Below are 12,910 nucleotides of genomic sequence, written 5' to 3'. Positions count from 1 at the left end.
ATTGGGATTAGCATTAACCAGCCCTGCTAATTGAGAACTAACAGGGCTTATTGCGTTATTAATAACAACGCCTGGTTTACCAATATTAAAAGCGTGAAATTGATTATGAGAAACACCGATATCATTAGGTGTTGTAATATTAATAAGAGGAATAGTATTTTGTTGACTAATCTTTATTGTTTGATTAGATGGAGTAATAATAGAACTCCATGCAGGATGTAATGGGTAAATAGCAATTAAATAAACAATGCTATAACTAATTAAACGCTGTTTTCTAGAGATATTTTTTTCATACATAAAAGCCTCCGGCTTTCAATAATAAAAAAACAGATAAAGATAAATAGCTGTAATTAATTTTTAATGATATTAGCTAAAAAAACATTTTATTTACTAATGGTTTTTTAGAAAAAAATAATATACCTACTATTAATGCACTTACTGGCTATAAAACATACGATATTTCGCACATCACTTAAAATAATATTTTCTATTCTTTATATTAGCCAATTAAATTCAAACCAAATAACATATTATCATCTTATATATTTATACTATTAAACTCACTAATAAACCCATATTTTAAAATATTAATTTTATTATTTCTGATTGATTTATCTATTCAGTGTTTTAGATAATTGCTAAAATTTCATCTCGTTGATTTTTAATGTTTTCTAATACAATTATATTTGTTTATTTTTTTATTAATTAAAAAATTTAAAAAAGTATCTTTTCTAGAATGGCATTTGATTTTTTTCAGTAGCATCAATAAATAATATTTTTATTGTTGAATCTTTGATTGCCATATTGACAATTTTTTATTAACCCGATATTGGTAGATACTTAACTTGCACTTAGCTTACATTAAAAAACTAAGGATAATAATAATGAAATGCTTGCAACTCAAGAACACACAGTTTCGATTAAGTGACACACTTTGCTTACAAATTAGTAAGTTAGCTATTTATAAAGGTGAAAGCTGGGCATTTGTAGGAAGTAATGGCAGTGGAAAAACCGCACTTGCTAATGCGCTATGCCAAGAAGGTATTTTGTTATCTGGTGAGCTAATAAACACCTTTACTCACCCTATTAGCCTTTCGTTTGAAAAACTACAAAAAATGATCGAAGACGAATGGCGACGCAATAATACGGATTTATTAAGTGAAGGCGAGGAAGATACCGGTTTAACCGCTGCTGAAGTGATACAGATGCAAATAAAAGATAACGAGCGTTGTTTATTGTTAGCGAAGCAATTTGGCATTGAATACTTGTTATCAAGACGCTTTAAATATCTTTCTACTGGTGAGTCACGCAAAGTACTGCTTATTCAACTTCTAATGAATCAACCTGATTTATTAATTCTAGATGAGCCATTTGATGGATTAGATGTTGATTCTCGTCGTGCTTTAAATGAACTATTGGCACTATTACATCAACAAAATCTAACAATAGTCCTTATTTTAAATCGCTTTAATGATATTCCAGATTTTATTCAGCATGCAGGTCTATTAATTAATTGCGAATTAGTTGCTCAAGGAGAAAAACAACAAATTCTTTCTGATTCTGTTATTCGGCAATTATCTCACAGTGAAACATTAAAAGATCTCACGCTACCAGTACAAGATTCTCCAGATGCGATCCCTGCATTGCCACCAACACTTTCCCCTATTGTACTTAACGAGGCGATAGTCAGTTATAACGATAAACCTGTTCTTCATCATTTAAGCTGGGAAGTGAAACCACAACAACATTGGCAAATTTTAGGTCCTAATGGCGCAGGTAAATCTACCTTGTTAAGCTTAATAACAGGCGATCATCCTCAGGGTTATAGTAATGATTTAACTTTATTTGGTCGTAAAAGAGGAAGTGGTGAGACCATATGGGAAATTAAGCGACATATTGGTTATGTAAGCAATGCCTTACATCAAAGCTATCGTGTCTCTTCTAGCGTGAAAAATGTAATTATTTCAGGTTTTCATGACTCAATTGGTATTTATCAGGCAATTAGCGATAAACAACTTAAACTTGCTGATGAGTGGCTCACATTAATTGGTTTAACAACACAAGCAAATAGTCCATTTCATTCTCTTTCATGGGGTCAACAACGTTTAATATTGATCGTAAGAGCTTTAGTTAAACACCCAACACTGCTTATTCTTGATGAACCTTTGCAAGGCTTAGATACCACTAATCGCCTATTAGTGCAGCGCTTTATCGATATCATGATCAGCAATAGCAATACTCAGCTTTTATTCGTTAGCCATCATCAAGAAGATGCACCTTTATGTATTACTCACCGACTTAGCTTTATTAAAGATGGTGAAATTTATCGTTATCAGCAAGAAATTTGTTAAATATGAATTTTTGCTGTCATAATCAGGGCAATGATTTAAGGCGTTAAGTGTAAACTTAGATCCTAATTTGGCTTTAGCTTTTGATTTAAAATCCCATGATTTTTCACTTATTTTTTAACCAAAAATGAGTAAGAAATTCATGGTTTTTAGTGGCGTCACTTTCGCCTATTTTTTATACAAAATGGATATTTTGTTTTTTTACGCCGAACCAGCTAGATTAATAGCTTGATCGATTAAGCAAAAGGTGTGACAACTGTGCAATAATTCATCGAACGAACGCTATTTTTGACTTAATCCCCCTTGTTTTGTCACTTATGTTTGGCGTTCTTGTCGATGATCCATATAATGATTGTAAGCTGATTTTAAACTTATATTAAGAAAGTAATTATAGGAGTCTAAACTATGGCAGTAACTAAGCTTGTGCTAGTTCGACACGGTGAAAGTGTATGGAACAAAGAAAACCGTTTTACAGGCTGGACTGACGTTGAGTTGTCCGAAAAAGGCCGTAATGAAGCGCAAGAAGCAGGTAAACTGCTGAAAGCTGAAGGTTTTGTTTTTGACTACGCATATACTTCTGTGCTGAAACGCGCAATTCACACCCTGTGGAATATTCTTGATCAAGTTGATCAACAATGGCTGCCAGTTGAAAAATGCTGGAAACTGAACGAACGTCATTACGGTGCGTTACAAGGTTTAAATAAAGCTGAAACCGCTGAAAAATATGGTGATGAGCAAGTTAAACAATGGCGTCGTGGTTTTGCAATCACACCACCAGAATTAACTAAAGATGACGAACGTTTCCCAGGTAAAGATCCTCGTTATGCCTCTTTAACTGCGGCTGAACTGCCAGTAACAGAGAGCCTAGCACTGACTATCGACCGTGTTACTCCATACTGGGAAGAAGTTATCAAACCACGCGTAGCATCTGGCGAAAAAGTTATTATTGCTGCTCACGGTAACTCACTGCGTGCTCTAGTTAAATATCTAGACAACATGGGTGAAGATGAAATCCTTGAGCTGAATATCCCAACAGCTGTACCTTTAGTTTACGAATTTGATGAAAATATGAAACCAATCAAACGTTACTACTTAGGTAATGCTGAAGAAATCGCAGCAAAAGCAGCAGCCGTTGCTAACCAAGGTAAAGCGAAATAATTTCGTCTCTTTAACCTTGTATTAAATAAAAAAATGCCACTTTAAAGTGGCATTTTTTATAAATTTAAAATAAGTGTTTTATTATTTATTTCTACGAACAACAACAGCGTCTGCTAATTGGCGTAATAGCGTTTCAGTGTCATTCCAGCCAATACATGCATCAGTGACACTTTTGCCATACACTAAAGGTTCACCGCTTTCTAAAGATTGGCTACCTTCTACTAAATGACTTTCGATCATCACACCAATAAGTGATTTTTCACCACCACTAATTTGCTGGCAGATATCCGCGCCCACTTCCATTTGCTTTTTAAATTGCTTACAGCTGTTAGCGTGGCTGAAATCGACCATAACATTTTGTGGTAAACCTGCTTTCTTCAGCCCTTCTTTTACCGCGGCAACATGTTCTGCACTATAGTTAGGCTCTTTACCACCACGTAAAATAATATGGCAATCACCATTCCCCGCTGTGCGCACTATCGCAGAATGTCCCCATTTGGTCACTGAAAGAAAACAGTGTGGTGAACCAGCGGCATTAATTGCATCTATTGCAACTTTAATTGTGCCATCAGTACCGTTTTTAAATCCAACAGGACAAGAGAGGCCTGAAGATAATTCACGGTGAACTTGGGATTCAGTAGTACGTGCACCAATTGCGCCCCAACTCATTAAATCTGCAACGTACTGTGGCGTTATCATATCTAAAAACTCACCCGCTGTTGGTAAGCCTTTATCATTGATTGTCAGTAAAAGATCACGAGCGATGCGTAAACCTTCATTGATATCAAAGGTACTATCCATATGAGGATCGTTAATTAATCCTTTCCAGCCTACTGTTGTACGTGGTTTTTCAAAGTAAACACGCATAACAATTTCAAGCTTGTCTTTAAGTTCATCTCTAATCACACTTAAACGCTGAGCATACTCTAATGCTGCTTTAGGATCATGAATAGAACAAGGCCCAATCACCACTAATAGGCGATCATCTTTTCCAGCTAAAATCTGATGAATAGCTTCACGGGCATGACGAACTGTAAAGGCAGCATTGTCTGTTGCTGGAAATTTTTCCAATAGCGCAACTGGCGGCAAAAGTTCGTTAATTTGTGTTATTTTAAGGTCATCATTTTGGTAATTCATTCCCGTGTATCCACTCTATGTTGTTTAATTGATGTTATTATGCTTTCTCAATCTAACCATTCATTTTCTATCTGTAAACACTCTTTCTACCGAAAGCACCAATAATTCGCTTATTAAAAAGATAAGCTAAATGGTAATGGCGCATTTAAGCAAAATAATGATTTGAAATTTCAGAAAAGATAAGAATAAAAGCAATGAATGGTAAGGCTGGATAGAAAGATAACTCTACCAGCCTATTTTTATTTTTAGAGGTAAATATTTCGGCGTGATCTTTTTGCCGTTCTCATCCACAAACGAGAACCATTAATAGCAATAGCTAACAGAATAATGTATTCAACCGACATGGCATAAACACCTTGTTTATAGAATATCACTATACTAATTACATTAATAACCGACCAAATTAGCCAGTTTTCTACCAGCTTACGAGTCATTAATATCATTGCTAAAATAGAAAGCACGGTCATGGTTGAATCCCAGAACGGATAAGCGTCAGGCTCAAGCACAGGCGCTGGTAAAGCCGCACCAAAGGTATTGAGGATATCAACAGCAATAACCGCGAGATAACCAAATACCGTATCAATATGCAGTGTTAATGCGGCTATTGCAGCAATCGAGACAATGATTAGAAAAAGACGATGACTCGACTTTAGCCAACGAATTTTTAGCTCTGCTTGTTGGAAATCATTAACACGACTCCATGCATACCAGCCATAGATATTAGCAGCGAAGAAGAAAATTTGAAGTAATAAACTGGCATATAATTGGATTTGAAAGAAAATGATGGCAAATAAGGTGACATTAATTAATCCAAATAGGTAATTAATAATTTTTTCCTGACTTGCAAGCCAAATACATAACAACCCAGCAATGGTTCCCACTGCTTCAATCCAAGAGAGCGCATATCCCTCTTTACCTAATGGGATATTGACTAAAATATTGTTGATACTAAACCAACTCATAACATCCATTTTACAACCCCGCCTAAATAATAGAATAAAAAAATAAAATATGGGTTATTGCGACATCTTTGCAAAGTAGAGAAGATATATTATAAATTCATATTTATAATAGCACTGTGTTTTCAATACTGAACATATTCTTATAAATTTAAAATAAAAACAAACCAATGTTTTACATACTAAACAAATTATTCTGACCAATTTTTAAACGATAACGATATATAAAATAATAAATAACTTTAATTCAGTTTTAATTACTAGAGAGAAATATGGAGCCAACAACACGTTTAATAGATAGCATCCTGTCTTTTGCTTTGCTTGACCCAAGAATTGAGGCTGTTGTATTAACAGGCTCATTAGGTCGTAACAAAAAAATCGATAGCTATTCAGACATCGATATAGAACTTATTGGTCATGGTGCAACTGAACTTGCAAAAGACCAGCATTGGCTAAACCAATTTGGTAATGCGCTCGTTACCCTGCCACTAGAATGTGAAGATCCTGAAGGTAAGCAGTGGCCGATATACTTACACGTTTTAGCTCAAGGTCGAAAAATGGATATTATGATGGCAGAACCTCTGCGTATATCTGCTATGAAAATAGATGGTCTTAGTCCAGTTTACCAGCGAGGCTATCAAGTTTTGCTAGATAAAACAGGTTTATGTGATGAACTTCCTGAAATTAGCACCATAACGCCACCTAAGCTTACAAAAAAGCAAGCTAGTGCTAATGCTCAAGAATTTTGGTTTGAAGCGACACAGGTTGCTGTAGCCATTTTACGCCATGAACTTTGGTGTGCTGAAAATCGCATGGGAGATATGCGAGAGTGGTTAATGAGTCTACTTGAGCAAGTTGCTTTGCAATCTTCAGCTCAAGATGTGTGGTATCAAGGAAAACATTTAAGAGAGTGGCTACCTAAATTCTACTCATTGCGTTCATTAGAGAGCACATTAGCGATGAGCACGCCCTATGAAGCGGCGGCAGCGTTATCCATTTTAATGGCGTTTTTTGCCAATGCATCACAGCGATTTGGTTTACCAATTGATACAGCTACAGCTGCACAAAAACTTATTAGTAATTGGTTTATTGATAATGAGTTTTTGACTGAAAACGAATACCAGCAAATCACCTCAGCGATTATTTGCCACCATGAATTAGCGTTATAAGCTTGCATAAAATTGAGATAGCTTTTTCTGCTTGGAGAAAGCTACTCTTTAACAAGTAGAGAGGAACAAAAGCACTAGCGAGGTCGCAATATAAGTTATGTTTCGTGATTACAGCTTAGTGATTACGGCTTAGTTTTTTACTTTATTTTAAGGCAGGTTTCTGGTGATTAGATTGGGGAAATAACAATTGAAGAGCTGAATGTTGAAATACACAATTTGAAATGGTGGGTCGTGGGCGATTCGAACGCCCGACCAATTGATTAAAAGTCAACTGCTCTACCGACCCATTTCAACAACGACTGAAAGGGACTCGAAAATGGTGGGTCGTGGGCGATTCGAACGCCCGACCAATTGATTAAAAGTCAACTGCTCTACCGACTGAGCTAACGACCCTTTTCGAGTACGCCACATATCTGTGGCAACGGCGGCTAATAATACTGATTTAATGTTTTTGTGCAATGTTTTTTTTCAAAAAAACAATCAACCGCTTAAAAAACAATCATTTAACCCCGAAAATGCAATATTATGCATTACGGGGTCAATAATTAAAGTGTTCCTAGCTGCTTCTGAGCTAACTTAGCTCCAGCGCTATTTGGATATTGCTTCACCACTTGTTGATAAATGGCTTTAGCATTATCCTTTTGCCCTTTCTCTTGCATAATCAGACCAATTTTATAAAAGGCCTCACTTGCTTTTTGAGATTTTGGATAGTTTTTAACAACAATAGCAAAAGTGCTTGCTGCCTGATCCTTATTACCTTTCAGGTAATACATCTGTCCCAACCAAAAATGTGCATTTGATTGATAACTAGACTTTGGATAATTATTGATAAAGTTGTTTAATTCAACAATTGCCTTATCGTAATCTTTTGAATTCAATACGATATCAATTGCTGCATTATAATCTGCTTTTTCATCCCCTGTTGAACCGCTCGTTGCAGCCGCAGGTGTTGAAGAAGCGCTATTATCAGGTTGTGTTGCCTCTGTTGGTGCAGTTGCACTAGAGGTTGTACCACCACCAAGGCTATCTAATTGTTGATAGATATTGCGTTGGCGTTCTACAACTTGATTTAGTTGGTATTGATTTTCCTGAATTTGTCCCCGCAACATATCAATATCACGCTGAGAATCGGCGAGTTGTTGCTGTAATTGGGTCAAAAGCTGGCTGTGAGCATTAGAGAAACGCTCAAGTTGGGTGAGTCGTTCGTCGGTCGAACCAGAACCGATATTACTGATTGGCGCTTGGGCAATAGCGGCTACAGGAGCCGCTACGCCAACCAGTAACAACAGACTCATCAAGAAAGGTCTGAAGTTACTGTTGTTCATGCCGTTCTCTTAGTAATCCAGTACTGCACGACGGTTTTTCGCGTAAGCGGCTTCGTCATGACCCAGTACTGCTGGTTTTTCTTTACCGTAAGAAACGATAGACAGTTGATCAGCAGAAACGCCTTTACCTTGCAGATACATTTTCACTGCGTTTGCACGACGTTCGCCCAGAGCGATATTGTATTCTGGAGTACCACGTTCGTCAGCATGACCTTCTACAGTGATTTTCACTGATGGATTTGAACGCAGGAATGCTGCGTGCGCATCTAACAGGGTAGCGTAGTCTGAGCTAATGTCATATTTATCAAAACCAAAGTAAACGATGTTTTGTTGTTTCAGTTGCTCTAATTGCTGACGTGCTAATTCTTCAGCAGTAGGACCTTGTTCAACAACTGGTACATTGTTAGTATCTGTTTGATCTTCGTTTTTGTTTGAGCTACAAGCTGCAACAGCAACGAGTGGTAATGCTAACATCAACCCTTTAAATACTTTGTTTAATTGCATCTCTATTTGTTCCTTTATTTGTTTGCCATACATAATTCATTCACATAATTCTTATGCATCACATAAACGGAGACCAGGCAGGTGATTTTACCTGTCCATCAGTCGCCGGAAGACGCGCTTTGAAACGTCCATCAGTCGATACTAGCTGCAAAATAGTGCCTAACCCTTGAGTAGAGCTATAAATCACCATTGTGCCGTTAGGCGCGATCCTTGGCGTTTCATCCAGAAACGTATCCGTCAGATATTCTACTGCGTTCGTTTCCAGATCCTGCTTCGCGATATGTTGCCTACCACTTGCAGAACTCACCATAACTAAGAAACTACCATCTGGGCTTACTGCTGGGTTTTGATTCTGTTTCCCTTCCCAAGTAAGACGTTCTGGTGTTCCACCGTTAATATTAACTTTATAAATCTGAGGGTTTCCACCTTGATCTGAAGTATAGACTAAGGTTTGTCCATCTGGCATCCAAGCTGGTTCAGTATTGTTACTTCTACCATTAGTGACTTGGGTCATACTGCCACTAGCCAAATCCATCACATACAGATTTAAGCTACCACTTTTTGACAGTGCAAATGCTAATTTAGAGCCGTCAGGTGAAAATGCTGGTGCGCCATTATGTCTTGGGAAAGACGCAATTTGACGGATTTCACCCGTTGCTAATGTTTGTACCACTAACGCAGATTGACCACTTTCAAAGGTTACATAAGCAAGTTTAGCACCATCTGGTGACCATGCGGGTGACATTAATGGCTGAGATGAACGATAAACGCGATCTTGATTAAATCCATCATAATCAGAAACACGCAGTTCATACGGATATGCACCACCGTTTGTCACAACGACATAGGCAATACGTGTGCGGAATGCACCACGAATACCTGTTAATTTTTCAAAGACTTCATCACTAGCCGTATGTGCTGAATAGCGCAGCCATTTAGCTGGGATTTTATATTCACCTTGCGATAATACAGCGCCTGGTGAACCAGCAACATCAACTAACTGATAACTGACCAAATACTGACCATCAGCAGAAGGTTGAACACGACCAACAACAACAGAGTCGATACCTAAGCTTGTCCAAAGTGCAGGCTGAACTTCTGATGCAGTAACCGGTTGCTGAGGCATACGTGTTACATCAATAGGGTTAAATTTACCACTATTGCGTAAATCAGCTGCAATTATACCAGCAATATTTTCTGGCATTTGACCGTTGCCTTCCCATTTAAAGGGAACAACACCGATAGGGCGCGCAGTATTCACCCCTTGTGTAATTTCAATTCGGACTTCAGCGTTAGCGAGTGCCGTAACGCATAAAATTAAAAGTCCAAAAATAACATTTAATGCCTGCTTCATCATGTCTCCCTTTTATTATTGCGGTTATTACGCAATAACGTACAGAATAGTAACAAACGCTTTTCAACAACACCATACAACGCATCAATAACATCTTAAAATAGCTATAAATTCGCGTATGTTTTCCTACTATCAGAGTGTTTTATGGCTTAAACTCAATTACTGGTGATTTAACCTCTTCGTAAATATCTTTTGGTGGTCTAGGTAATTTAGCTGTATTGGCTGCTCTTAATGCCACTTGGCATAAAGCTGGATCACCGCCTACTGCTTTTGCACTTATCAATAGACCATCAGGTGCAATACTTACTTTCAGCTCACAAGTTTTGCCTTTATATAATTCAGGATCAATAAATTTCTGTTCAATAGCCGCTTTGACTTGGCCTTTATAGCGATCTATACCTTCGCCATTTGCACCTGTACGATTACCGCCACCTTGCCCCATTGCTGAAGCGCCAGCTTGTTTATTATTTCCATCTGAAACTAAACCATCAAGTAAACTATCAACTGCTTTACTTTGTTGTTGAGCAGCGGCTTTTGCTTTCGCTTCTGCTGCCGCTTTTGCTTTAGCTTCTGCTGCGGCTTTTGCTTTAGCATCAGCTTCAGCTTTTGCTTTGGCATCTGCTTCAGCCTTTGCTTTGGCGTCTGCTTCAGCTTTTGCTTTGGCTTCTTCAGCTTTTTGCTTAGCAGCTAATTCTGCTTGTTTTTTTGCTTCTGCTTCAGCTTTCGCTTTAGCATCTGCTTGCTCTTTTAAGATGCGATCTCGCTCTGTTTTTGCTTGAGCTGCCGCTTCTTCTGCAACTTTTTGTTCTTCTTTCGCTTTTGCAGCGGCTGCTGCTGATTCACGACGTTGAGCTTCTGCGGCTTCTTTCGCTTGCAGACGTTCAACTTCTAATGTTTTTAATTTCTCTTGCTCTTTTTGCTGCTGCTGACGCAACTCTTCTTCTTGTTGCTCTGCACGCTCTTTTCGTTCTTGCTCTGCTTTTTGGACGCTGGCTTGTTGTGTTTTTTGCTGGTTATACTGTTGTACCACCGCATTAGGATCGACCATAATAGCATCAACAACTTGGCCGCCTTCTCCACCACCGCCACCTAAATCCCATTTCTGAGTCAATGAACCCCAGATAAGTAATGCGACAGCGAGCAAATGCAAGACGGTAGACAAGATAACTGAACCGCTCAGTTTACTTCGGATTGGTTTCGTCTTCTTTCCCACGCTATTATCCAAACTTATTTCAGCCTATTTACATAGGTTGAGTCATTAAACCAACAGATTTAACACCTGCTTGACGTAACATATTGAGCGCTTTAATTATCTCATCATAAGGAACATCTTTAGCTCCGCCAATAAGAAAGACCACTTTCGGATTTTTTTCCAATTGCTGTTTTGCTTCAGCCATAATCTGTTCTGGTGGCAACAATTCCAATATCTCTTGGTCTACACGGATATTGTACTGCCCTATCCCTGCAACTTCGACAATCACTGGCGGATTATCCGAGGTTGAAACTGTTTGTGTATCTGTTGCCTCAGGAAGGTCAACTTCTACACTCTGCGAGATAATTGGTGCTGTTGCCATAAAAATCAACAAAAGCACAAGTAACACATCAAGCAAAGGAACAATGTTTATTTCTGATTTTATGCCTCGCCGGCTACTGCGACCCCGTGCCATCAGCTCTCTCCTTTTGCGTTAATTATTTCTTTTCTGCAGAGACGAAAGCTTGGCGATGTAAAATCGTCAGGAACTCTTCCATAAAGTTATCGTAACTTTGTTCCAGTTTATTTACACGCTGCGTAAACCGGTTGTAAGCCATAACTGCGGGAATAGCCGCAAATAAACCGATAGCTGTTGCAATCAGTGCTTCCGCAATACCGGGTGCGACCATTTGTAATGTTGCTTGTTTTACACTACCTAAAGCGATAAATGCATGCATAATCCCCCATACAGTACCAAACAAACCAATATATGGGCTGATTGAACCAACGGTACCTAGAAATGGGATATGAGTTTCAAGTGATTCTAATTCACGATTAAAAGAGACTCGCATTGCTCTTGCTGCACCATTAACAACAGCATCGGGTGCATGAACGCTAGCTTGATGTAAACGTGCGAATTCTTTAAATCCAGAATGAAATATCTGTTCAGAGCCTGATAATTCATCGCGTCTTGCTTGGCTATCTTTATATAAACGAGCCAAATCTGTACCTGACCAGAATTTATCTTCAAAATCTACAGCTTCACGATCGGCAGCATTCAGGACTTTAGTCCGTTGAATAATAATCGCCCAAGATGCAATAGAGAACCCAATTAAAAGTAACATGATCAACTTAACTAAAAGCCCTGCTTTTAGAAAGAGATCGAAAACATTCATGTCAGCCACTACTTAAACTCCGCGATAATGGACTTAGGAAGCGCAACTGGCTTCATTTTGGATGAATCTACGCAGACAACTAAAACCTCTGCGCTACATAATAAACAACCATTTTGATTAATAAGCTTTTGAGAAAATGTCATTGATGCACCACGTAATGTGGTAATTTCACTTTCTACTTGCAGAAGCTCATCTAATCGTGCTGGCGCAATATAGTCGATTGATAATTTACGCACAACAAATACAACATGATCATACTCCCGTAAATCATGCTGATGAAAACCTTTTTCTCTGAGTAGTTCTGTTCGGGCACGTTCAAAATATTTTAGATAGCTGGCGTGATAAACAACACCACCCGCATCCGTATCTTCATAATAAACACGAACAGGCCAAAGAAACTGCATAATACTTTCCTTACTTTCCTGAGTTAAGTCCATACACAATAACGCTATAGGTTACTCAACTATACTTAAGAGGTGCCTCTAAGGGAATCATAGTAACGTAAAGAATAGAAAACACAGTTTTCAGCCGCCAATCATAAACTCTTCTTTGCAACACGCAATATGCTTTATGCTCTGAATAGAAAAAA

13 protein-coding genes and 1 tRNA gene are annotated in these 12,910 nt (G+C 38.2%); 3 read left to right on the top strand and 11 right to left on the bottom strand.

Annotated elements, in window-relative coordinates; genetic code table 11:
* Window positions 1-297 (bottom strand): hypothetical protein (locus tag ABN099_RS17345; RefSeq protein WP_349465643.1); only part of this gene is annotated, 297 nt, incomplete at its 3' end.
* Between the two features lie 587 nt (window positions 298-884).
* Between ABN099_RS17345 and modF the strand changes: the two genes are divergently transcribed.
* Both modF and gpmA read left to right on the top strand, forming a co-directional pair.
* Complete coding sequence (modF, locus tag ABN099_RS17340) at window positions 885-2,351, top strand: molybdate ABC transporter ATP-binding protein ModF (protein WP_349465641.1); 1,467 nt, start codon at window positions 885-887, stop codon at window positions 2,349-2,351.
* Window positions 2,352-2,753: 402 nt separating this feature from the next.
* The gene (gpmA, locus tag ABN099_RS17335) at window positions 2,754-3,506 is read left to right on the top strand and encodes a 2,3-diphosphoglycerate-dependent phosphoglycerate mutase (RefSeq protein WP_349465639.1); all 753 of its coding nucleotides are present in this window, start codon (window positions 2,754-2,756) and stop codon (window positions 3,504-3,506) included.
* Between the two features lie 81 nt (window positions 3,507-3,587).
* On the opposite strand, the gene aroG is transcribed toward gpmA, so the two are convergent.
* Together aroG and pnuC are read right to left on the bottom strand one after the other, a co-directional pair.
* Window positions 3,588-4,643: a 3-deoxy-7-phosphoheptulonate synthase AroG gene (aroG, locus tag ABN099_RS17330; protein WP_349465637.1), complete on the bottom strand. Its 1,056-nt coding sequence runs from the start codon at window positions 4,641-4,643 to the stop codon at window positions 3,588-3,590.
* A gap of 245 nt (window positions 4,644-4,888) precedes the next feature.
* Complete coding sequence (pnuC, locus tag ABN099_RS17325) at window positions 4,889-5,614, bottom strand: nicotinamide riboside transporter PnuC (RefSeq protein WP_349465635.1); 726 nt, start codon at window positions 5,612-5,614, stop codon at window positions 4,889-4,891.
* 260 nt (window positions 5,615-5,874) lie between these two features.
* On the opposite strand from pnuC, the gene ABN099_RS17320 reads away from it, so the two are divergent.
* The gene (locus tag ABN099_RS17320) at window positions 5,875-6,771 is read left to right on the top strand and encodes an aminoglycoside 6-adenylyltransferase (protein ID WP_349465633.1); all 897 of its coding nucleotides are present in this window, start codon (window positions 5,875-5,877) and stop codon (window positions 6,769-6,771) included.
* 317 nt (window positions 6,772-7,088) lie between these two features.
* Here the strand turns inward: ABN099_RS17320 and ABN099_RS17315 are convergent.
* The 8 genes from ABN099_RS17315 to ybgC form a co-directional block, all read right to left on the bottom strand.
* A tRNA-Lys gene (locus ABN099_RS17315) sits at window positions 7,089-7,164 on the bottom strand.
* Between the two features lie 152 nt (window positions 7,165-7,316).
* Complete coding sequence (gene cpoB, locus ABN099_RS17310) at window positions 7,317-8,096, bottom strand: cell division protein CpoB (protein ID WP_349465631.1); 780 nt, start codon at window positions 8,094-8,096, stop codon at window positions 7,317-7,319.
* Between the two features lie 9 nt (window positions 8,097-8,105).
* Window positions 8,106-8,600, bottom strand: coding sequence for a peptidoglycan-associated lipoprotein Pal (pal, locus tag ABN099_RS17305; RefSeq protein ID WP_349465629.1), 495 nt, complete (start codon window positions 8,598-8,600; stop codon window positions 8,106-8,108).
* A gap of 58 nt (window positions 8,601-8,658) precedes the next feature.
* Window positions 8,659-9,954, bottom strand: coding sequence for a Tol-Pal system beta propeller repeat protein TolB (gene tolB, locus ABN099_RS17300; RefSeq protein ID WP_349465655.1), 1,296 nt, complete (start codon window positions 9,952-9,954; stop codon window positions 8,659-8,661).
* A gap of 142 nt (window positions 9,955-10,096) precedes the next feature.
* Window positions 10,097-11,167 (bottom strand): cell envelope integrity protein TolA, encoded by a 1,071-nt coding sequence (gene tolA, locus ABN099_RS17295; protein ID WP_349465627.1) that lies wholly within the window; start codon window positions 11,165-11,167, stop codon window positions 10,097-10,099.
* A 28-nt stretch (window positions 11,168-11,195) separates the two neighbouring features.
* A complete protein-coding gene (tolR, locus tag ABN099_RS17290; RefSeq protein ID WP_349465625.1) occupies window positions 11,196-11,621 on the bottom strand; it encodes a colicin uptake protein TolR in 426 nt (141 codons plus the stop codon).
* 22 nt (window positions 11,622-11,643) lie between these two features.
* The gene (tolQ, locus tag ABN099_RS17285; protein ID WP_349465623.1) at window positions 11,644-12,330 is read right to left on the bottom strand and encodes a Tol-Pal system protein TolQ; all 687 of its coding nucleotides are present in this window, start codon (window positions 12,328-12,330) and stop codon (window positions 11,644-11,646) included.
* Window positions 12,330-12,725, bottom strand: coding sequence for a tol-pal system-associated acyl-CoA thioesterase (ybgC, locus tag ABN099_RS17280; RefSeq protein WP_349465621.1), 396 nt, complete (start codon window positions 12,723-12,725; stop codon window positions 12,330-12,332). Before ybgC ends, tolQ begins: the two co-directional genes overlap by 1 nt.
* Between the last annotated feature and the right edge of the window lie 185 nt (window positions 12,726-12,910).

Source organism: Proteus hauseri (assembly GCF_040139125.1).
GTDB classification, from domain to species: domain Bacteria; phylum Pseudomonadota; class Gammaproteobacteria; order Enterobacterales; family Enterobacteriaceae; genus Proteus; species Proteus hauseri_B.
This window is presented reverse-complemented; position numbering and strand designations above follow the sequence as displayed.

Excerpts from the sequence above, each read along its gene's own strand:
- pnuC (WP_349465635.1), bottom strand. The coding sequence starts at position 5,614 with ATGGATGTTATGAGTTGGTTTAGTATCAACAATATTTTAGTCAATATC.
- gpmA (WP_349465639.1), top strand. The coding sequence starts at position 2,754 with ATGGCAGTAACTAAGCTTGTGCTAGTTCGACACGGTGAAAGTGTATGG.
- cpoB (WP_349465631.1), bottom strand. The coding sequence starts at position 8,096 with ATGAACAACAGTAACTTCAGACCTTTCTTGATGAGTCTGTTGTTACTG.
- aroG (WP_349465637.1), bottom strand. The coding sequence starts at position 4,643 with ATGAATTACCAAAATGATGACCTTAAAATAACACAAATTAACGAACTT.
- pal (WP_349465629.1), bottom strand. The coding sequence starts at position 8,600 with ATGCAATTAAACAAAGTATTTAAAGGGTTGATGTTAGCATTACCACTC.
- ABN099_RS17320 (WP_349465633.1), top strand. The coding sequence starts at position 5,875 with ATGGAGCCAACAACACGTTTAATAGATAGCATCCTGTCTTTTGCTTTG.
- modF (WP_349465641.1), top strand. The coding sequence starts at position 885 with ATGAAATGCTTGCAACTCAAGAACACACAGTTTCGATTAAGTGACACA.
- tolR (WP_349465625.1), bottom strand. The coding sequence starts at position 11,621 with ATGGCACGGGGTCGCAGTAGCCGGCGAGGCATAAAATCAGAAATAAAC.
- tolB (WP_349465655.1), bottom strand. The coding sequence starts at position 9,954 with ATGAAGCAGGCATTAAATGTTATTTTTGGACTTTTAATTTTATGCGTT.
- ybgC (WP_349465621.1), bottom strand. The coding sequence starts at position 12,725 with ATGCAGTTTCTTTGGCCTGTTCGTGTTTATTATGAAGATACGGATGCG.